This window comes from Reyranella humidisoli, assembly GCF_019039055.1.
Lineage (GTDB): Bacteria > Pseudomonadota > Alphaproteobacteria > Reyranellales > Reyranellaceae > Reyranella > Reyranella humidisoli.
Window position 1 is genome coordinate 173,418 of sequence record NZ_JAHOPB010000002.1, and the last position, 19,243, is coordinate 192,660.

The 19,243-nt window shown below is 65.0% G+C and carries 19 protein-coding genes and 1 tRNA gene; 10 read left to right on the forward strand and 10 right to left on the reverse strand.

The genetic code is table 11. The annotated features are described in order from the left end of the window. The first annotated feature begins 199 nt into the window (after positions 1-199). Together KQ910_RS19165 and KQ910_RS19170 are read left to right on the forward strand one after the other, a co-directional pair. Complete coding sequence (locus tag KQ910_RS19165; protein ID WP_216964281.1) at positions 200-1,159, forward strand: OmpA family protein; 960 nt, start codon at positions 200-202, stop codon at positions 1,157-1,159. Between the two features lie 236 nt (positions 1,160-1,395). Then, positions 1,396-2,904: a hypothetical protein gene (locus KQ910_RS19170; protein WP_216964282.1), complete on the forward strand. Its 1,509-nt coding sequence runs from the start codon at positions 1,396-1,398 to the stop codon at positions 2,902-2,904. Positions 2,905-2,910: 6 nt separating this feature from the next. Here the strand turns inward: KQ910_RS19170 and KQ910_RS19175 are convergent, their stop codons facing one another. From KQ910_RS19175 to KQ910_RS19190, 4 genes are all read right to left on the reverse strand, one after another. Then, positions 2,911-3,900, reverse strand: coding sequence for a DNA topoisomerase IB (locus KQ910_RS19175; RefSeq protein WP_216964283.1), 990 nt, complete (start codon positions 3,898-3,900; stop codon positions 2,911-2,913). Between the two features lie 102 nt (positions 3,901-4,002). Then, a complete protein-coding gene (locus tag KQ910_RS19180) occupies positions 4,003-4,866 on the reverse strand; it encodes a Crp/Fnr family transcriptional regulator (RefSeq protein ID WP_216964284.1) in 864 nt (287 codons plus the stop codon). 11 nt (positions 4,867-4,877) lie between these two features. Further along, complete coding sequence (locus tag KQ910_RS19185) at positions 4,878-5,168, reverse strand: hypothetical protein (protein WP_216964286.1); 291 nt, start codon at positions 5,166-5,168, stop codon at positions 4,878-4,880. Positions 5,169-5,293: 125 nt separating this feature from the next. Next, entirely contained in the window at positions 5,294-7,066 is a 1,773-nt protein-coding gene (locus KQ910_RS19190; protein WP_216964288.1) for a flavin-containing monooxygenase, read from the reverse strand. Between the two features lie 52 nt (positions 7,067-7,118). On the opposite strand from KQ910_RS19190, the gene KQ910_RS19195 reads away from it, so the two are divergent. Continuing rightward, positions 7,119-7,445, forward strand: coding sequence for an NIPSNAP family protein (locus KQ910_RS19195; RefSeq protein ID WP_216964290.1), 327 nt, complete (start codon positions 7,119-7,121; stop codon positions 7,443-7,445). 103 nt (positions 7,446-7,548) lie between these two features. Here KQ910_RS19195 and KQ910_RS19200 read toward each other — a convergent pair whose 3' ends face one another. Continuing rightward, a complete protein-coding gene (locus tag KQ910_RS19200) occupies positions 7,549-7,911 on the reverse strand; it encodes a hypothetical protein (protein ID WP_216964292.1) in 363 nt (120 codons plus the stop codon). A 344-nt stretch (positions 7,912-8,255) separates the two neighbouring features. On the opposite strand from KQ910_RS19200, the gene KQ910_RS19205 reads away from it, so the two are divergent. Then, positions 8,256-9,227, forward strand: coding sequence for a TAXI family TRAP transporter solute-binding subunit (locus tag KQ910_RS19205; RefSeq protein WP_216964294.1), 972 nt, complete (start codon positions 8,256-8,258; stop codon positions 9,225-9,227). Positions 9,228-9,289: 62 nt separating this feature from the next. After that, entirely contained in the window at positions 9,290-11,293 is a 2,004-nt protein-coding gene (locus KQ910_RS19210; protein WP_216964296.1) for a TRAP transporter permease, read from the forward strand. Between the two features lie 10 nt (positions 11,294-11,303). Here the strand turns inward: KQ910_RS19210 and KQ910_RS19215 are convergent, their stop codons facing one another. Beyond that, complete coding sequence (locus KQ910_RS19215; RefSeq protein WP_216964298.1) at positions 11,304-12,302, reverse strand: HlyD family secretion protein; 999 nt, start codon at positions 12,300-12,302, stop codon at positions 11,304-11,306. A gap of 63 nt (positions 12,303-12,365) precedes the next feature. Then, positions 12,366-12,440 (reverse strand) — tRNA-Thr (locus KQ910_RS19220). A gap of 134 nt (positions 12,441-12,574) precedes the next feature. Between KQ910_RS19220 and KQ910_RS19225 the strand changes: the two genes are divergently transcribed. Then, a complete protein-coding gene (locus tag KQ910_RS19225; protein ID WP_216964300.1) occupies positions 12,575-13,678 on the forward strand; it encodes an amidohydrolase family protein in 1,104 nt (367 codons plus the stop codon). A 108-nt stretch (positions 13,679-13,786) separates the two neighbouring features. Here KQ910_RS19225 and KQ910_RS19230 read toward each other — a convergent pair whose 3' ends face one another. Continuing rightward, on the reverse strand, positions 13,787-13,960 hold the full coding sequence (locus KQ910_RS19230) for a hypothetical protein (protein ID WP_216964302.1): 174 nt from the start codon (positions 13,958-13,960) through the stop codon (positions 13,787-13,789). A 177-nt stretch (positions 13,961-14,137) separates the two neighbouring features. Between KQ910_RS19230 and KQ910_RS19235 the strand changes: the two genes are divergently transcribed. Beyond that, on the forward strand, positions 14,138-14,767 hold the full coding sequence (locus KQ910_RS19235; RefSeq protein ID WP_216964304.1) for an OmpA family protein: 630 nt from the start codon (positions 14,138-14,140) through the stop codon (positions 14,765-14,767). A gap of 51 nt (positions 14,768-14,818) precedes the next feature. Here the strand turns inward: KQ910_RS19235 and KQ910_RS19240 are convergent, their stop codons facing one another. Then, the gene (locus KQ910_RS19240) at positions 14,819-15,133 is read right to left on the reverse strand and encodes a hypothetical protein (RefSeq protein ID WP_216964307.1); all 315 of its coding nucleotides are present in this window, start codon (positions 15,131-15,133) and stop codon (positions 14,819-14,821) included. 180 nt (positions 15,134-15,313) lie between these two features. Between KQ910_RS19240 and KQ910_RS19245 the strand changes: the two genes are divergently transcribed. The 3 genes from KQ910_RS19245 to KQ910_RS19255 all read left to right on the forward strand — a co-directional run bounded on the left by KQ910_RS19245 (position 15,314) and on the right by KQ910_RS19255 (position 17,112). Then, positions 15,314-15,886, forward strand: a complete 573-nt coding sequence (locus tag KQ910_RS19245; protein ID WP_216964309.1) for a helix-turn-helix domain-containing protein — start codon at positions 15,314-15,316, stop codon at positions 15,884-15,886. 3 nt (positions 15,887-15,889) lie between these two features. Continuing rightward, positions 15,890-16,726 carry an EamA family transporter gene (locus tag KQ910_RS19250; protein ID WP_216964311.1) on the forward strand — a complete coding sequence of 279 codons (837 nt, stop codon included), beginning with the start codon at positions 15,890-15,892 and terminating at the stop codon, positions 16,724-16,726. 83 nt (positions 16,727-16,809) lie between these two features. Beyond that, positions 16,810-17,112: a hypothetical protein gene (locus tag KQ910_RS19255; protein ID WP_216964313.1), complete on the forward strand. Its 303-nt coding sequence runs from the start codon at positions 16,810-16,812 to the stop codon at positions 17,110-17,112. A gap of 61 nt (positions 17,113-17,173) precedes the next feature. Here the strand turns inward: KQ910_RS19255 and rpoD are convergent, their stop codons facing one another. Then, positions 17,174-19,189, reverse strand: coding sequence for an RNA polymerase sigma factor RpoD (gene rpoD, locus KQ910_RS19260; protein WP_216964315.1), 2,016 nt, complete (start codon positions 19,187-19,189; stop codon positions 17,174-17,176). Positions 19,190-19,243: the final 54 nt, after the last annotated feature.

Consider the following 19,243-nt stretch of genomic DNA (forward strand, 5'->3'; position numbering starts at 1 on the left):
TTCATGAAGAAACGGTGAGTTGGAGGCCTCCACCGTCACGAAGTGTGGCTGGGGCGCCACAGTGGGGGCAACAATGAGCGGGATGTGCCTTAGTTTCTGGTGTGGGCAGGGGCGGCTCAGGTACATTCCCCTCGTTATCACAACGAATTTCTTGTCCTGCCGTCTTGCCGGTGGGGATGTGTAAGTAAGGAGATATCTGATGAAGAAGGCTCTTCTGGCGGCCGCCGCCATCGTCGCGCTGCCGCTGGCCGCGCAGGCGCAGTCGCCGCAGCCGGGTCTGTACATTGGTGCCGAGGGCGGCATCAACTGGCTGACGAACTTCACGGCGAACACGAACATCCCGGCGTTCCCGACGGTTAGCGTGACCCCGCAGCTGGGCTGGATGGCCGGTGGCGTGATCGGCTACGACTTCGTTGGTCCGCGCGTCGAGCTGGAAGGCATCTATCGCTGGAACCCGACGAACGTCGGCGTCCCGGGCACGGCCGTGAACAACCAGGTCGGCCAGCTCGGCATCATGGCGAACCTGCTGTACGACTTCATGCCGGGTTCGGTGATCACCCCGTACATCGGCGCTGGCGCCGGTCTGGGTCTGGTCGACGGCAACTCGTCGCTGGGCAGCACGGTGTTCGCCTATCAGGGCATCATCGGTCTCGGCTGGAACGCCGACACGAACTTCCGCGTGAACCTGGACGGCCGCTACTACGGCACGTCGAACCCGACCGTGAACGGCGTGGGTTGGACGAACAACAACTTCAGCATCATGCTGGGCCTGCAGCTCAAGTTCGGTTCGACGCCGGCCGCCCCGCCGCCGCCGCCGCCGATGGTCGCTCCGCCGTCGTTCATGGTGTTCTTCGACTGGGATCGCTCGAACCTGTCGGCCCAGGCCCTGAACACGATCAAGCAGGCTGCTGGCGCGTACAAGACCAAGGGTAACGCCCGCATCACGGCGACCGGTCACACCGACACGTCGGGTGCGCCGGCCTACAACATGGCGCTGTCGCTGCGCCGTGCGAACGCCGTCAAGGACGCCCTGGTTCGCGAAGGCGTGCCGGCGACCGCGATCGCGGTGGTTGGCCGTGGCGAGCAGGGTCTGCTGGTTCAGACCGGCCCGAACGTCCGCGAGCCGCAGAACCGTCGCGTCGAGATCGTTATCCAGTAAGCTGGATAATCCGAGACAAGGAAGAGGCGGCCTTCACGGGCCGCCTTTTTCTTTGCCGGCGAGCCCAACGAAGGCCCGACGCAGCGCGGCTGCGGCAAACCGTGCAGCATCGCCACTGGCGGCGTGTGGCAGACCGCTGTAAGGGCATGCTGCCGGCGGAATCGCATTTCTGCTGTCACGATGCGATCAATCGTCTAGTTTGATATCCTGCACCCGAAGACGCAGCACCCGCACGCATGGCCTCGACCCTCGTTTCCCCGATCCGGATCGCCCCGCGGCTCGACTATTCGATGCTGCGCAAGGTGTCGTTCGGCTTCGGGCTGTTCTTCGTCTTCATCTCGCCGGCCTGCCCCGACCCGCTGGCGCTGGGAGTGGGGGCCTTCACGCCCTGGCTGATCCTCCGCCTGGTCGGAACGCCCACCATGCCCGCGGCCATCGCTTACTATCTCCTGTCCCAGTGGTTGCAGGTGTTCGCCCGCGCCTTCCTCGCCCTGGTCGACGGTGAGCCCATGGCGAGCAGCATTTACGGGCCCTGGGTCGCCGACGCCTACTGGTACATGCTGGCCTCGACGGTGACCCTGGCGTTCGCCTGCAAGCTGGTTCTCGGGGGTATCAAGCCCCCGACCGAACAGAACTGGTCGGCCCACCTCTACTGGCGTCCGGTCGACGTCTTTCTGGTCTATCTGGGTTCGAACCTCATCACGCAGTTCGCGGGCCTGACGTTCGGCGGCGCGCTGTTCCAGTTCTTCGATGCCATCGCCCGCTTCAAGATCATGGCGGCGTTCCTTCTGTTCACGTCGGTCATGTCGGTGTCGCGCGGGTGGCCGTTCCTGTTTGCGGTGCTCGGCATCGAGATCCTGTCGGGCATGACCGGCCTGCTGGGCGACTTCCGCGGCGTGTTCGTGTTCCTCGGCACCGCCGCGCTGGCCGCGCAGATCAGATGGACGGCACGCACCACGGGCTACGCGGCGCTGGCGACCTTCGTCCTCGTGTTCCTCGCGCTGTTCTGGACATCGGTCAAAGTCGAGTATCGCGACATCGCCACCGGCGGTTCGGAATCGCAGGCCTTCCAGTCGTCGCTGGGAGACCGCGCGGGCTACATGGTCGGGCGAATCCTCGGAGTGGGAGACATCGACTGGGGAGCGGCCTCGAAGGCTTTGCTCGAGCGCCTCGCGTACGTGGAGATCACCGGCCTCGTGATCAATGTCGACCTGGCGAGTTCGGAGCAGGGCAAGGTGCGGCAATGGGGCGATGCCGTCTCACACGTCTTCCAGCCGCGCTTCCTGTTCCCCGACAAGGCGGCCCTGTCCGACACCGAAGTCTTCATCCGCCTGACCAAGGCCGACGTGCTGGAGAACATGCGCGGCGGCACTTCGATCAGTGTGGGCTACATGGCCGAAAACTACGTCGATTTTGGCTTTCCCGGGATGCTCGGCGGTGTCTTCGCCATCGGATTGCTGGTCGCGCTCGTCATCCGCTTCTTCTTTTCGTTCGACGTTCCCTGGATGGTGCGCCAGGGAACGGCCCTGGCGTTCGTGTATTCGATCTGTGCGAGCGGTCTTGAAGTGTCGATGCCGAAAATCCTCGGCAGTTCATTCACTTTCGCCGTCGCCTACGGTCTCGCACTCAAGTTCGCCTTCCCGATGGGCCAGCGATGGCTCGAAACGAGGGCCAGACAGGCGGCGGACCGCGAAGCCACCATCCGTCGCGTCAAGAACCTCTTCCGGGGCGGCGGTCCTCTCTAGGCATGCTCAGCGATGGCGACCGACCACCCGGGCGAGTGCCTGGGCCGCGCCCTCGAGGCTTCCGCCGGTTTGCATTGGCAACGTGCCCCGCTCGAACGCTGCGATCACCGAACCGTGCACGTAGCTCTTCCGGCAAACGGTCGGTGTGTTGGTGAGTGTTTCGGCTGCGGCGGCGATCGCGTCGCGCAGCAACGCCTTGCGCGCGCGAGTCGTCTCGGCCGGGGGCGCGGAGGATAGAGCCTTCATCACTCCGGCGGAGGCCACGAGCGTCCGGAAATCCTTCAACGAAACGCGCGCGCCCGACACCTGGCGCAGGAATGCGTTCACGTCGGCGGCACGCACCGGATGTACGGCACCGTCGGCGCCGCGATACTGGAACAGGCGCCGCCCCGGCAATGCGAGCAGGCCTTGGCAGGTGCGGGCCAGTAGCCTGTCACGGACTGCACGCGTCACCTTCTTGGCACCCTTGCCGCGAAACTGGAGGCGCACCTCGATCCCGTCGATGCCTATGTTCGATTTCAGAAGGGTCGTCGCGCCGCGGGTGCCCCTCTCTCGCGCATAGGAATCGCTGCCGGCCCGAAGCGCTGTCCTGGACACCAGGTAAACCACCGCAGCGGTCGCAGCCTGGCGATCCGCGGGATCGGCCGTGCGGAGAAACCGGCGAACCGCGCGCGAGATCACCGGAAGGGTCCTGGCGATGTTCCGGAGCTTGTGCGCCTTGACCGCCTCGCGGACCTGCTGCCAGGCCGGATGATAGCGATACTGGAGCCGGCCAGCGGCATCCTCGCCCACCGCCTGCAAATGAAGGCCGGGATCCGCGGCGTAGCGGACGTTCGCGTAGGCGGGCGGCACGGCCAGCGATCTTAGGCGGGCAAGGGTGGCGCCATCGGTGACGGCTTTCCCAGCCGCATCCACGAAACGAAACCCTTTCCCCCGACGCTGGCGTTGAAACACCAGGTGGTCGGGCGTCCCACGCCTCAGGCCGTGGTCACGCATCAGTCGATCGATCGTGGAAAGTCGAGGCATGCGCTTCGAACGGAAGCACTCTTGAATCGTTGCGGGCGGCCCGCGTCGTCGCGATGGTACTTTGCTCCGGCCCTATCCGACCTCTGCGATTGTGAGCCTGGTCTTCTCGCGCAGAGCGCCGACACATTCGCAGGCGCGCTGCTCGAGACCTTCGCGGTCGAGGATGCTGATCTTCCCGCGCTGATAGCGGATGAGACCCGCCTGCTGGAGACCGTACGCGATCAGGCTCACGGTCGGCCGGCGCACGGCCAGCATCTGTGCCAGGAAATCGTGTGTAAGACGGATCACATCGTCGTCGAGACGATCCCGGACCTGCACGATCCATCGGCACAGCCGCCGGTCCGCCGTATGAAGAGCGTTGCAGGCAGCGGTCTGCTGCATCTGAGCGAGTGTCAACTCGCTGCTCAGCAGCGCGACCTTGCGCAGCATCGCATTCTGGGCGGCGGCCGTCCGGAATTCGGTGACCGGCATCCGCCAGGCCGTCGCATCGATCTGGACGATGGCGCGGGTACCGGCACGGTGGTGCCCCAGAGAAGACAGCGACCCGAGGATCGCTTCGCGGCCGAGTGTTGCTGTCTCGATGGCCGAGCCGTCCTGCATCATGGCCACCAGCGAGATCATGCCGCTGTCGATGAAATGGACATGCTCGATTCTCTGTCCGGGCTCGTGGAGCACGAGACCCTGGGGCAGCCGATGGAATGTAAGATACGGCCTCAGCCGCGCCAGTTCGGCGGGCGACAGCGCGGACAGAAAGAAGTTCCTCGGCTCGAAGACAGACGTCACGGCATTCACTTCCTTCTTTGCCGGGACACTGCAGTGACTTCCACGCGCAGCCTGTTTGTCGGCCTTGAGAACATCCTGACTGTAGCCGCGCGATTCATTATCAGTCGGTTCCGTAACGAACGCAGACGGACGGGCGGTGGATCTGATCGGCATGGGATCCTCCTTCAGAAGGGCAATGCCCGCCCGTGCGGCATTCGCCGCCCCAGCCGATCTCGCTTGACCGGGCTTTCCGTTTCGACCGTTCGGGTGGCCTTGCGCTCCTCGTCGGTCACGGCAGCTTCTGCGTGACGGCGCCCGAGCGGCGTGAGGCGAGGACCGTGCGGGCCATCATGCAGAAGACCCAGCAACTCGAGGCGCAGCCGGTGGGTAGACGGAAGCTTTACTGTTTGGCCGACGGAAAGCGCCCTGAGAAGTCGTTGCTCCTCTGCACTGATCCGCACTTGTGCGGTCGGCATGATTGGCGGCTCCTTGAATCCGGGGTGAGGGGGGAAGCCGGCCCCTTCAGGCACCGGCTCACCCGATGCAACGGCACCTCCCGGACCGGGTTCCGGACCCGAAGCCTTTTGGCAGTCCTGCCGCTTCAGGGCAGGCCGACCTCCGCCGCCTTGATCTGGAGAGCGAGGTACTTCGAGTACATGCGGCACTGGGCGAACGAGCCGCCCTGGAACCAAAGCCCGCCCTGCGCAGTCGGCACCCACATGTTTCGCAACTCCTGGGTACGCTCGTCGAATCCCCAGACGGGACCGACCTTGCGCGCAACATCCGGGCCGAAAAGCTGTTCGACCAGGTGATCCTGGCCCTTGTAGCCGGTGGCCAGCACGATCAGGTCGGCCGGGCGCTCGGTGCCGTCCTTCATCGTGAATCCGGCCGATCCGAAGGCAGCGATGTCGGCGTACTGGATCAGTCCTATCTCCCGTTTTGCCACCAGGTCCGACGCACCGACGTTGAAATAATAGCCGCCGCCGCGCCCTCGATACTTGAGCGGCCAGCCCGTTCCGTCCTCGCCGAATTCCAGTCGAAAGCCGACACGCTCCAACGCCTCGAGCAGGGGGGCGTCATGCGCACGGGCCTGGTCGGTCAGAAGCTTGTGCGCCTTCTTCATGACGCGCAGCGGCACCGAGACGTTGATGAGGTCGCGGTCCTCGAGTGTCGGTCCCTTCCCGTAGTAGATGCCGTCGTAGAGTTGCGCTCCCGGCTCGACGTTGACGATGAGCGTCGGGCTCCGCTGCACGATGGTGACCTGAGCGCCGTTGCCGTGAAGGTCCTGGGCGATGTCGTGGGCGCTGGTGCCGGTGCCGAAGACATAGACATTCCGGCCCTTCCACTCCGCGCCGTTGCCGAATCTGCTCGAGTGCACGACCGTGCCCTTGAAGTTCTCCAGCGTGGGGATCTCGGGAATGTTCGGCGTGCCGCTCACGCTGGTGGCCATGATGATGTGTCGTGGATGCAGCGTGCGATGGACCCCGTCAGCCACATCCATGTCGAGCTCGGCTGTCCAGCGCCTCTCGGCCGCGTTCCAGGTGGCCCCCTTGAAGCTGGTGCCGGTCCAGAAGTCGATCTCCATGGTCTCGACATAGGATTCGAGCCAGTTCGCGATCTTGTCCTTGGGGATGTATTTCGGCCAGGTCTTCGGGAAGGGCAGGTAGGGGAAGTGGTTTGAGTGCTTCTGATTGTGAAGCTTCAGTCCGTGGTAGCGCTTGCGCCAGTTGTCGCCGATGCGTGCCATCCGGTCGACGACGAGCGCCTCGACGCCCAGCGCCTTCAGACGCGCCGCAGCCGTGATGCCCGCATGGCCGCCGCCCACGATCAGGACCGCGGGATCGCGATCGGCATAGCGGGAGGATTCGCGTCGGCGGTCCAGCCAGTTGGGGCCGTGGAAGTCGCGCTCGAACGCCGGCTCCTCCGAGCTCTCTGCAACGGTCTCTTCCTCGTGCCCGTGCAGCGACTCGAGGGACGTGAGCAGCGTCCAGGCCTTGGCCTCTCCGGCGCGGCAGTCGCTGCGCTTCAGCCGAACGATGCCGGCGCCTGTACCGATCCTGGTCCCGAAGGTCAGTATCGCCTCGACGCAGGCCTCGCCCGCACGTTCCACGTCGCGCGGCGGATGGCGTTCGGGGTCGATGGCGAAGCCATGTACGCCGCTGTCGGCCACGGCGTCGACGAGGCGTCGAACGATCGGTTCGCGATCGCTGATCGTCTCGATCGTGCGAGTGAGCGCGACGATGTCGCGCCAATCGGCATCGGGACGGAAGAGCGCGCCGATCGCATTCGCGTCGTGCCGCTGGAGGGCCTCGTTGAGACTGGCCAGCCAGTCGCCAACAACTTGTTTCGCATCACGGTTCAGTTCGACATCCATCCTTCAAGCCTGTCGAATAGGATGGGCGAACACAACAGGGAAGGATCGGCTCATGGCGCTATACGAACTTCGCACCTACACGCTGTATGTCGGCAAGATGGCCGAGGCGGTGAAGCTCTACCAGGAGTTCGGCTTTCCCGCCCTCGAGAAGGGCGGTCACGCGCGCAACCTCGTCGGCTATTTCCAGGGAGACACCGGGACCATCAACCAGATCGTCCATTTGTGGAAATTCCCCGATGACGCTGCCCGCCGCGCGCATTGGGCCGCGGTCTTCGCCGATCCGGCGTTCATGGACGGCTTTGCCGCGAAGTTCCGGCCGCTGGTCATAAGCCAGGAGGTGAAGCTCCTGAATGCCGCCCCCTGGGGTCCGCACCCCTGAGAGGGGCGCGGAACGGCGCCGCTGGGGCGCGCCGCCGCCCCGCCGCTTGTTCGCTTCCTTCAGGCTGATCCAGCGCTGATCCCGCCGATGGCAGGGGGATTTTTCAGGCGCTGCCCCTGTCGGCACGGTGGAGCCGGATCGTCAGTAGAAATGCCCGACCGAGCATCGCGCCCGCACAGAGCATGGCGGCCAGAGCTGCCAGGAAGCGGAAGAGATCGAACTCCGGAAAACCGAAGAAGGCGCCCAGACATTCGACGACCACCGTCGCGCCGACGGCGATGGCAACCCAGAGCAGCAGAAGTTTGGCCGCATGACTGAGGTTCACGCGGGGGCGATACATGTCGTGCTCGATGCCGATCAACATGCCTCTGATCGCGCCGATCACAAATCCGATCCCCAGGGCTGTTCCGAACATCCATGCAGGCTGGTGATCGGCCAGTTGGAGAAGGGAAAGGATGCCACCCACGAAGAGCGCCAGGAAGGCGGGCGCGAAAAGCCGCCAGGTCGAAAGGTATCGTCGGCGCACCTCCCGCAGGGAGAGGTAAATGCAGCCTCCGGCCGCGAGCGCCAGGAGCAGGTGAACGAGGGTGAGATTATGAATCACGGGTCAAGCTTACACTGAGACGGGCACAGGTGAAGGGGGCTCGCCGGCACTGCGGCGCCCCGGCTGCTGCCTGGATTGTGGGCGGTTCCGGCACGCGGAGTCGAGGCGCCGAAACTGCCATTTTGTGCGTGTTGCCTCGCTGCATCAGGCGTGGTTTCTTCCGCGCCAGATCGGGGAATAAACGAACTAGAATGGGAGCTTCAATCATGAATCGACGTCAATTTCTCGCCGCAGGCTCGGCCGCCGGCGCATTCGGTATTGTGGGCGGCGCGCTGCCCGCGGCTGCGCAGGCGCAGTTCTCAATCGCCACGGGAACCACCGGCGCCGTGTACTATCCGCTGGGTGGCGCTATGGCGAACATCCTGAGCAAGAAGGTGCCGGGCTGGGCCGTCACGGCCGAAGCCACGGCCGGTTCCGTGGCCAACATGCACATGATTCGCGACGGCAAGGCCCAGATGGCGCTGACCCAGTGCGATACCGCTTATGACGCCATCAAGGGCCTCGACAAGTTTGTGGGCAAGCCGGTCGATTCGCGCACCCTGGCCGTGGTCTATCCGAACCTGGTGCATTTCGTGACCATGGAAGGCACGGGCATCAACAAGCTGTCCGACATCAAGGGCAAGCGCATTTCGACCAGCGCGCCGGTGAGCGGCTCCGAGGTCATGGCGCTGCGCATCATCGACGAACTGGGCCTCAAGCTCAGCGACATCAAGCGTGAGCGCCTGTCGCCGGCCGAGAGCACGAACGCCATGAAGGACGGCAAGCTCGACGGCTACTTCTTCAACGGTGGCCCGCCGGTCGCGGCGATCACCGATCTGGCGGCCACCCAGGGCGTCAAGATCAAGCTGATCTCGACGGCCGATCTGGTGCCGGCCCTGAACAAGAAGTACGGCCCGGTCTTCGCGGCCAGCCAGATTCCGGCCAAGGCGTATCCCAACCAGGATGCGGCGGTGCCGGTGATCGCCATCTGGAACATCCTGATCGTGCCGGCTTCCATGAGCGACGACCAGGCCTACACGATCACCAAGACCCTGTGGGAGAACCATGCCGATCTGATCGCCACGCACAAGGCGTCGACCGACATGACGGCGGCAAACCAGAAAGCCGCAAATTCGTCGGTCCCGTTCCATCCCGGCGCGATGAAGTACTTCGCCGAGAAGGGCATCAAGCTGTCGTAAAGACAGGAAGACTGGCGGGGCCCTCCCATAGGAGGGCCCCGTTCCATTTGGGGGGCGGAAAGATGACGGTCCAGGCCGAGCTGCTGAGCGACGAGGAAAAGCGCAAGATCGAGGAGCTCGTCGAGCAGGAAGAAGGCGGCATCCACAAGTTCGTGGGCTGGTGGGGCAAGGTCCTCACCTTCATCGCCTTCACCATGACCATCTTCCACCTCTACGCCGCGGCATCGACGGTCGACACGCAGTCGCTGCGCGAGATCCACGTCGCCTATGCGCTGTCGCTGGTCTTCCTGCTGTTCCCGGCGGTGAAGAGCTGGCGCAACCGGGTGGCACCCTGGGACATCGCAGCGGCCGGCCTCGTCGTCGTCGTCATCTGGTACATGATGACGGGCGGCAGCTGGACGTCCTTTGCCGCGTCCGACGATTTCCTCGATCGCTACGTCTCGCCGACGCAGACCGATCTCGTCATCGGCGGCATCCTGATTCTGCTGGTGCTGGAATCCACGCGGCGCGCGACGGGCTGGATCATGCCGATCCTCTCCGCGACGTTCCTGGCCTACGCAATGTGGGGCAACTACCTGCCGTCGCCGTGGAAGCACAAGGGCTATCCGCTGTCCGACCTGATCGCCGAAGAATACATGACGCTGAACGGCATCTTCGGATCCGCCATCGACGTTTCGGCGACGCTGATTATCCTGTTCACGATCTTCGGCGCCATCCTGCAGGCCTCGGGCGCAGGCCGGTTCTTCATCGATTTCTCGCTGCGCGCCATGAAGGGCCAGCCCAATGCGGCCGGCCGCGCGGTGGTGCTGTCGTCTTTCCTGCTGGGCGGTCCGTCGGGTTCCGGCGTGGCGACCACGGTCACCATCGGTACCGTCGCCTGGCCGATCATGAAGCAGGCGGGTTACGGCAAGTCGGCGGCCGGCGGCCTTCTGGCGGCCGGCGGCCTCGGCGCCATCCTGTCGCCGCCGGTGCTCGGCGCCGCGGCCTTCCTGATCGCCGAGTATCTCAAGATGTCGTACCTCGACATCGTGCGGATGGCGCTCATCCCCACCTGCCTCTACTACTTCGGCCTGCTGATGATGACCGAGATCGATTCGCGTAAGTATGGGCTGCGCGCCGTCGATCCCACGGTCGATCTCACGATGCACCAGCTGCTGACGCGCTACGGCTTCCACTTCACCTCGCTGATCTCGGTCGTGGTGCTGATGGTGTGGGGCTTCTCGGCGACCTATGCCGTGTTCTGGTCGATTCTGCTCGCGATCCTTGTCAGCTACCTGCGCGCAGACACGGCCCTCTGGCCGGACCGGCTCTTCCGCGCGCTGGCCGACGGCTCGATCCAGGCGCTCGGAGTCGCCGCGACCTGCGCCTGCGCCGGCCTCATTGTCGGCGTCATCACCAAGACGGGGCTCGCGCTGAAGTTCTCGTCGATCGTCATCGACCTGGCGGGCGGTTCGGTCTTCTGGACCGCCCTGTACACGGCGCTGATCGTCTGGGTGGTCGGTCTGGCCGTGCCCGTGACCGCGTCCTACATCATGTGCGCCGTCATCGCGGCCCCGGCGCTGATCAAGCTCGGCATCCCGGACTACGCCGCGCACATGTTCATCTTCTACTACGCCGTGCTGTCGGAGGTTTCGCCGCCGACCGCGCTCGCCCCGTTCGCGGCCGCGACCATCACGCGCGCCGATCCCTATGTGACCACGCTGCAGAGCTGGAAGTATGCGCTGCCGGCCTTCCTCGTGCCGTTCATCTTCGTTCTCGATCCGATCGGCATCGGCCTGTTGCTCGAGACGCCCAAGGGCATGGGCTGGGGCTGGATCCTTTGGGTGACGCTGGGTGCGGCGGGCGGCATCGTGGCTCTCGCCGTGGCGGCGCAGGGCCATCTGTGGCGGCCCCTCGGCGTCGGCACGCGAATCGTCTGCGGTCTGGCCGGCATCGCGCTCACCTTCCCGGGAGTCATCGACGACTGGGTCGGCGGGCTCGTCGCCGCGCGCATGATCGGACTCGCCGTCCTCGTGGCTGTCCTGTTCTACGAATATCGCCAACCCCGGAGCCCGGCTCCCGCCTGACCCGCGGGCGCTACTGGAAGATCACGCGGGCTTCGCGGCCCAGCATCTGGGGAATGCTCTGCGGGTCGTCGGGCTTGATCTCGACCTCGACGAGGCGGGCGTTGGATTCGCCGAAATCGGCCTCGGACCGCTTGGTGCGCTTCACCGTGAGCGGCGTCCGCGTGATCGTGCCGACATGGACGGTCCGGCTGCCCTGGAAGGTGAACTCGACCTTGCCGCCAGGCTTGATGGTCCGCAGATGAAGTTCATCGACGTCGGCGAAGATCCGGATCTGGTTGAGGTCGACGATTTTCACGATGCCTCGGCCCGAGATCCGCTCGCCCTGCCGCGTGTAGATATCGACCACCACGCCGTCGAGCGGGGAGCGCACGAGTGCCAGCTCGCGCTCGACCTTGGCTTCGTCGAGCTTGGTTTCGAGGATCGCGATGCTCGACTCTGTCTGCGCAAGATCGGCCGCGAGGACTTCCTTCTGGAACTTCAGTTTGGCCTGCTCGCGCTCGAGCGTCTGCTGGGAAAGAGTCGACTGGATCTGCTTCTGGTCGGGCGGCACGCTCGACCTCGACAGTTCGAGATCCTTCAGCCGGCTCTCCTCGGCCGCGGTCTTCACCGACACTTCCTGCAGGGCAATCTCGGCCGTCCGGTATCCGGAGACCATCGTCTCGCGCTGCCGGCGGGCCTTGGCGATCTCCGATTCGATCCGGCGCACCTCGACGTCGGCGATCGCATAGTTGTTGAGGACGGCAATGATTTCGTCGCGCTTGACCGCCTGACCGTTCTTGATGCGCAATTCGCTGAGGACGGCGCCGCCAACCGGATCGCCGGCGATGATCGCAGTCCCGGCGGGCGCATCGGTGTATCCGCGAGAAATCAGCGGTCCATGCGCTTCCGAGGATTTGTTCTGAGCACTGCCCACCGGCAGATCCGGCAGCCCGAAGGTCATGGCCAGCGCGATCACCGCGACCGCGGCCGCGCCGGCACCAACCCATGCAAATTTATTGCTTTGCGCCATCTCGGACCGTTTTTGACAACCCAACGAGAAAGGCCCGGTTTTCCCTGGACGTCAAGGAAGCGCTGGTGCTGCCGCACAGGATTGAACTGTGGACCTCCCCCTTACCAAGGGGGTGCTCTACCACTGAGCTACGGCAGCGCGCGGCCGGGGGTATGCCATAGGGCAGGGAGCGGTTCAACCGCCGGCCGCCGGCCGGAATTGATTCGGTGCGACGACTTGCCGTGCCTTCTGCCCTCTGCCTACCATTTCGCAACAAAAAGCAGGAGGAATGGATGGACTGGCGCCCGATTTCGGCCGATTCGCACATCACCGAACCGCCCGGCTGCTATCGCGATCACATAGAGCCGGCGTTCCGCGAGCGGGCCCCGCATGTCGTGCGTCATGACAGCATGGGCGACATTTACATCGTCGACGGGATGAAAACGCCCGTGCCGATGGGGCTGATCGCCGCCGCCGGCGTGGCACCCCAGGACATCCGGATCGGCGGGGCGAAGTTCGAGGATCTGCACCGCAGCGGCTGGGATCCGTCGAGTCGGTTGCAGGATCAGGACAGGGACGGCGTCGCGGCCGAGATCATCTATCCCACGGTCGGCATGCTGATCTGCAATCATCCGGACTTCGACTACAAGAAGGCCTGCTTCGACGCCTACAACAGGTGGCTCCAGGCATATTGCTCACACGCACCCGATCGTCTCGTCGGCATGGGGCAAACGGCCATGCGCACCGTGGCGGAAGGCATTGCCGATCTGGAGCGCATCAAGGCGATGGGATTCCGGGGCGTGATGATGCCCGGCAATCCCGGCGAGAAGGACTATGACGATCCTGCCTACGATCCGTTCTGGGAGGCAGCCATCGCACTCGAAATGCCTCTTTCCTGGCATATCCTCACGACCTCGGGCGACAATTCGCTCTCCAAGCCGCGCGGGCCGAAGATAAACGGCTTCCTGTCGATCATCCGCGGCTGCCAGGACATCATGGGCATGCTGGTCTTCAGCGGCGTCTTCGAGCGCCACCCCGCTCTGAGAGTTGTCTGCGTCGAAGCCGATGCAGGATGGGCGCCGCATTTCATGTACCGCATGGACCACGCCTACAAGCGCCATCGCTATTGGATGAAGGGCAAGGAACTTGCGCGGATGCCGTCGGACTATTTCAGGGACAACATCGCGTTGACGTTCCAGGACGACTGGACGGCGTTCCAGTTCGCCGAGCATCTGGCGCCGCAACAGCTCATGTGGGCCAACGATTTCCCGCACAGCGATTCCACCTGGCCCTGGAGTCAGGACGTCCTCGCCGAGCAGACGGCCCAACTCGCACCCGATCTCCGCAAGCGCATACTTCGCGACAACGTAGCGGAGCTTTACAAGCTCGCGGCGTAGCCCCGCACGAGAGAGCCCGTCCCCTTCCGGTGACGGGCTTTTACGCTCCAACAAACTGAACGCCCGACCGGCTAACGCTGCCGCCCTCGATGAATCCGGCCAGCGGGATCAGCGCGTCGTGTAGACGGTCGTCGTCTGGGCGGGGACCGGCGCGGTTTCGTAGACGACCGTACGCTCGGCCGTCCGGGCTGGAACGGGTTTTTCCACGACACGCTCGGTGTAGGACGCGCAGCCCGCGACGAAAGAACACGCGACGATGGTAATGATAGCGAGTTGCTTCACAGGACCCCTCCTTTGTTGAGATTGCGCACGACAACGGCACCTACCGATGGGGGTTGCGGCATCGATTTCCAACCCATTGCGCCGCAAGTCAGTCCATCTGCAATTTTTTGGCATTGCTCACGCAAGAGCAGTTTTGCATATTAGACGTGGCTATATGGCCATAGGGGAGAGGGGCTTATGCTCAAGAAGTTGTTTGTTCTCGCTGCTGCTGCATTCATGATCGCCGCTTGTGACGAGCCTGCGCCGGCCACCGCGCCGCCGCCGCCGCCGCCGCCGGCTCCGCAGAGCTTCATGGTGTTCTTCGATTGGGACAGCGCCAAGCTCAACACCCAGGCTGCCAACGTGGTCGGCCAGGCTGCTGGTGCGTTCAAGACCAAGGGTGGTGCGCGCATCACCGCGACCGGCCATACCGACACGTCGGGAACGCCGGCCTACAACATGGCGCTCTCGCTGCGTCGTGCCAACGCCGTCAAGGACGCGCTGGTCAAGGAAGGCGTTCCCGCGACCGCTATTGCCGTCGTCGGCCGTGGCGATCAGGGCCTGCTCGTCCAGACCGGCCCGAACGTCCGTGAGCCGCAGAACCGCCGCGTCGAGATCGTGATGGCGCAGGTCGCTGCCATGCCGATGAACGACGCCGCCTACTGCGCCGCCCTGGCCCAGAAGTGGCGTGAATACACCCGTGTGGACGCGTCCGGCCCGGCTCCGCAGGCGATTGCCAAGTGCAACGCCGGCGACTACGCCGCGGGCATCCCGGTGCTCGTGAAGCTGCTGAACGACGCGAAGGTTCCGCTGCCGCCGCGCACCTGAGACCTTTGAATCGACAAGGAAAGGCGGCCCTCGTGGCCGCCTTTTTTTGTTCTAGCTGCGCTCCGCGGGTGGGACCGGGAGCGGTGCCCACCGTGTGGGATGAAGCTCGGGATACTCGATCCACGGGCCGGTTTCCGCGAAGCCGGGGTCGAGGACCCCGACGTCGCTGACCCAGTATCCCAGCGAGCGGCGGTTGGCGTCGAAGCGCCAGGTACCGACGACGATTTCACGGGCGGCATTGCCGGCAAGGCCGGGGCAGAACAGAAGCAGGGGGCCCTCGTCCTTGGGAGCCGTCGCGATCGGCTGCCACGTCCCGACCGGTCCCTGGCGCAGTGCTTCGATTTCCGCGGCCGCCCGCCACCTCACGTCACCTTCGAGAGTTCCAGAAGAGCCGCTCCCCGCGCCATGTTCGGCACGGCAAATGGCACGCAGTTCATCGACCAAATCCGCCATCTCAGCTCCAGAGCGCTCGCTTCCCGGCAGTCTTTCTAGCCCAGGAGAGGCGCTCTTGATGCGTAATCCAGTATAGTGGATAATAATTCCATTATGAAGGATGACATCAATCACCGGATCGCTGCCCGCGTGCGCGGGCTCAGGAGCCAGTCGGGCTTGTCGCTCGAGGCGCTGGCGGATGCGTGCGGAGTCAGCCGTTCCATGATCTCCCTCGTCGAGCGGGGAGAGAGCAGTCCGACGGCCGTCATTCTGGAAAAGCTGGCGACCGGTCTCGGCGTCTCGCTGGCAACACTCTTCGAGCCACCGGCCGCGCCTGCCCATCCGGTGTCGCGCCGTGCCGACCAGGTCGAATGGCGTGACCCCGCGTCGGGTTATCTACGTCGCAACGTATCGCCGGGCGGCTACCCTTCGCCGATCCAGATCGTGGAGGTCCAGTTTCCCGCTGGGGCCCGGGTCGCCTACGAGACGGCGGCGCGACCGGGGACAACACACCAGCAGGTATGGGTGCTTCAGGGAAGGATCGAGATCACGCTGGGCGAAGACCGCCACGAGCTGGACGCCGGCGATTGTCTGGCCATGGTCCTCGATCAGCCGATCGCCTATCACAATCCGACGTCCAGGCCGGCACGCTATTGCGTGGTCATCGTGGCACCGCGGCCGGGCTGAGCGATGGATCTCACCGATGTCGCTGCCGCCCTGCTGAGCGCGGTCCTTCACGCCGGCTGGAATGCCGCCGTGAAGGCCAGTCGCAATCCGACACAGGTTATGACCGCCCAGATGCTCCTGGGTGCCGTGCTGGTCGTGCCTGCGCTGTTCTGGTCGGGCCTCCCGAGCCTGGCATCCTTCGGATGGATCGCGGCATCGACGCTCATGAACACGCTCACCGTGGTTGCCCTCCTGCGGGCCTATGAGCTGGGCGGGTTCGGGCTGGTCTATCCCGTCGTCCGATCCCTGGCGGTGCTTCTGGTGGTGCCCATGGCGGCCGTCCTGACGGGCGAGCAGCTGGGAACGGCAGGAATGGCCGGCATCCTGATCATATCCCTGTCCCTGATCGTCCTCGCCTGGGATGCCGCGCGGGGGCAAGGGGTTACGACCCAGGCCCTGAGGTGGATCCTGGCCGCCGGGGTTGGCACCGCTGCCTACATCATGTGCGACGCGCAGGGGGTGCGGCTATCGGGATCGCCCTGGGCCTACGGCTTCGTCGTGTCGATCACCAATGCGGTGGCCATGGGGTGGCGGCAGCGGCGTGCGGGGCCGCCCTGGGCTCCCGTGGCGGCACACTGGAAACTCGCCCTGCCGCTGGCGTTGGCCTCGATGGCCTCCTACCTGCTCATTCTCTGGGTCTGGAGCCACGCGCCGATCGCGCCGGCCGCGGCGCTGCGGGACACGAGCGCGATCTTTGCCGTGCTCATCGCCGTCTTCTGGCTGAACGAACCCTTTACGCGCACGCGCATCGCCGCCGTGCTGATGGCCGCCGCTGCCGTGCCGCTGCTGCGCTTCGGCTGAGCGGGACGGGCTTGTGCGCCGCGCAGCCGGGTGACAGCATCGGCGTTGACGACAGCGTCCCGTACCCGGCCGAGGAGACTCCCATGGAAGTCGATGGTCTTGTCACGGCGTTGGAGCGTATCGAGCTCGCCACTCGTGATTTCATGCATCCGCCCGACCGCGCCGACCGGTCGGGGGCACTTCTCGACGTGCTGGCGGAATGTGGAAGGGCCCTCGGCCATCCCTATGCGATCGATCCGGGGCTGGACGATGCGCGAAGCGAGGCGTCCCGCCACTGCGCCACGGTCCAGGAGAACCTCTCGGCGGTGCTGGAAGAGGTGCGCCAGCTTCACATGACCGTAAGCGGCCTGCTGCCCTCGCTCGTCCGGATCGCCGACCGCGAATGAGCTGACACGAAAAAGCCGGGGACGAGCCCCGGCTTTTGTCGTGTCCGATTTCGGCTCGATCTCAGCCCTCGTCGAGGAAGCTGCGCAGCATGCGCGAGCGGCTCGGGTGCTTGAGCTTGCGCAGCGCCTTCGCCTCGATCTGGCGGATACGTTCGCGGGTGACCGAGAACTGCTGGCCGACTTCTTCCAGCGTGTGGTCGGTGTTCATGCCGATGCCGAAGCGCATGCGCAGCACGCGCTCCTCGCGCGGCGTCAGGGTCGCCAGCACCCGCGTCGTGCTTTCGCGCAGATTGCCCTGGATCGCCGCCTCGAGCGGGATCACGGCGTTCTTGTCCTCGATGAAGTCGCCGAGGTGGCTGTCCTCCTCGTCGCCGATCGGCGTTTCGAGCGAGATCGGCTCCTTGGCGATCTTCAGGACCTTGCGCACCTTCTCCAGCGGCATGCCGAGCTTCTCGGCCAACTCCTCGGGCTGCGGCTCGCGGCCGATCTCGTGCAGCATCTGGCGGCTGGTGCGAACCAGCTTGTTGATGGTCTCGATCATGTGGACCGGGATGCGGATGGTGCGCGCCTGGTCGGCGATCGAGCGCGTGATGGCCTGACGGATCCACCACGTGGCGTAGGTCGAGAACTTGTAACCGCGGCGGTACTCGAACTTGTCGACCGCCTTCATCAGGCCGATGTTGCCTTCCTGGATGAGGTCCAGGAACTGCAGGCCGCGGTTGGTGTACTTCTTGGCGATCGAGATCACGAGGCGAAGGTTGGCCTCGATCATCTCCTTCTTCGCCCGCATCATCTCGCGCTCGCCGTCCTGGACGGTCTTGCACATGCGGCGGAACTCGAAGATAGGCGCGCCGGCGTGATCGGAAATCTCGCGAATCTCGGTCCGGATCTTCTCGATCTCCGGGCCGCGCTTCTTGGCGAAGTCCTTCCAGCCCCGGCCCGACAGCTTGCCGACCTTCTCGAGCCAGTTGGGATCGATTTCGTGCGTCAGGTAGTTGTCGAGGAAGTCCTGGCGCGAGATGCGGAAGCTTTCCGCCGTCCGCATCAGCTTGCCTTCCTGCGTCATCAGCTTGCGGTTCAGGTCGTACAGCGAGAGCTTGAGCTGCTCGATGCGAGCGGCGTTGATGTGCACGGTGCGCACCAGCTCGACGATCTTCTTGCGGTGCTTCTCGTAGCTCTTCTCGAAGTCGGCGCTGGGCTTCTGTCCGCGCGCGAGCGTCGACAGGCGCCGGTTCTGCACCTTCGACATCTCGATATAGACTTTGTAGATCTTGGTGAGGACGCGCAGGACCTCGGGCTTGAGCTTCTCCTCGAGCGCCGACAGCGACAGGGCGTTCTCTTCGTCGTCCTCGCCCCCCTCCGTGGCGGCCGCTTCACCGCCTTCGCCGTTCACCGCCGGAGCGGCCGGGCGCACCAGCTTCGGCATCATGGCGGGGCGCGGCACCGGCGGCGCAGCGGGGGCAGGCGCGGCGTTGGCGCCCTTGCCTTCCCCGGGGGCACCACCGCCCTGGGTCGCCTCCAGGTCGATCACGTCGCGCAGCAGGATGCGACCCTCGTTGATCGCGTCGCGCCAATGCAGCAGCGCCGTGATCGTCATCGGGCTTTCGCAGATGCCGCCGATCATCTTGTCCTGGCCGGCCTCGATGCGCTTGGCGATCTCGATTTCGCCCTCACGGCTCAGCAGCTCGACGCTGCCCATCTCGCGCAGGTACATGCGGACGGGGTCGTCGGTGCGACCGAGTTCCTCGTCCTCGCCCGTCGCCTCGGCCGCGACCACGGCGGTCTTGGCCGGCTCGGCCGGGTTGGCCGTCGCGCTGTCTTCCTGCTCCTCGGCCTCGACGACGTTCACGCCGGCCTCGGACAGCATCGCCATCGTGTCCTCGATCTGCTCGGAGGACACCTCGTCCGGCGGCAGGGCGGCGTTCAGCTCGTCGTAGGTGACGTAGCCGCGCTCCTTGCCTTTCTGGACGAGCTTCTTGAGCTCGGCGCCGAGGGTATCGAGCAGAGGAGCGTCGGGACCCTCCTCGCGGGCATCGGTGGCTTCGGGTTGCGCTACGGTCGCGGTTTTGGTCGCCATTACTCAAATCCTTGGGTGCGACAAACAGGTACGACGGCCAACGGGCCGTTCATT

Bases quoted from the DNA above. Each gene is read 5' to 3' on its own strand.
- KQ910_RS19180 (WP_216964284.1), bottom strand. From the start codon at position 4,866: ATGCCGATCAGATCCACCGCCCGTCCGTCTGCGTTCGTTACGGAACCG.
- KQ910_RS19165 (WP_216964281.1), top strand. From the start codon at position 200: ATGAAGAAGGCTCTTCTGGCGGCCGCCGCCATCGTCGCGCTGCCGCTG.
- KQ910_RS19185 (WP_216964286.1), bottom strand. From the start codon at position 5,168: ATGCCGACCGCACAAGTGCGGATCAGTGCAGAGGAGCAACGACTTCTC.
- KQ910_RS19195 (WP_216964290.1), top strand. From the start codon at position 7,119: ATGGCGCTATACGAACTTCGCACCTACACGCTGTATGTCGGCAAGATG.
- KQ910_RS19250 (WP_216964311.1), top strand. From the start codon at position 15,890: ATGGATCTCACCGATGTCGCTGCCGCCCTGCTGAGCGCGGTCCTTCAC.
- KQ910_RS19170 (WP_216964282.1), top strand. From the start codon at position 1,396: ATGGCCTCGACCCTCGTTTCCCCGATCCGGATCGCCCCGCGGCTCGAC.
- KQ910_RS19225 (WP_216964300.1), top strand. From the start codon at position 12,575: ATGGACTGGCGCCCGATTTCGGCCGATTCGCACATCACCGAACCGCCC.
- KQ910_RS19210 (WP_216964296.1), top strand. From the start codon at position 9,290: ATGACGGTCCAGGCCGAGCTGCTGAGCGACGAGGAAAAGCGCAAGATC.
- KQ910_RS19175 (WP_216964283.1), bottom strand. From the start codon at position 3,900: ATGCGTGACCACGGCCTGAGGCGTGGGACGCCCGACCACCTGGTGTTT.
- KQ910_RS19245 (WP_216964309.1), top strand. From the start codon at position 15,314: ATGAAGGATGACATCAATCACCGGATCGCTGCCCGCGTGCGCGGGCTC.
- rpoD (WP_216964315.1), bottom strand. From the start codon at position 19,189: ATGGCGACCAAAACCGCGACCGTAGCGCAACCCGAAGCCACCGATGCC.
- KQ910_RS19255 (WP_216964313.1), top strand. From the start codon at position 16,810: ATGGAAGTCGATGGTCTTGTCACGGCGTTGGAGCGTATCGAGCTCGCC.
- KQ910_RS19215 (WP_216964298.1), bottom strand. From the start codon at position 12,302: ATGGCGCAAAGCAATAAATTTGCATGGGTTGGTGCCGGCGCGGCCGCG.
- KQ910_RS19235 (WP_216964304.1), top strand. From the start codon at position 14,138: ATGCTCAAGAAGTTGTTTGTTCTCGCTGCTGCTGCATTCATGATCGCC.
- KQ910_RS19205 (WP_216964294.1), top strand. From the start codon at position 8,256: ATGAATCGACGTCAATTTCTCGCCGCAGGCTCGGCCGCCGGCGCATTC.
- KQ910_RS19190 (WP_216964288.1), bottom strand. From the start codon at position 7,066: ATGGATGTCGAACTGAACCGTGATGCGAAACAAGTTGTTGGCGACTGG.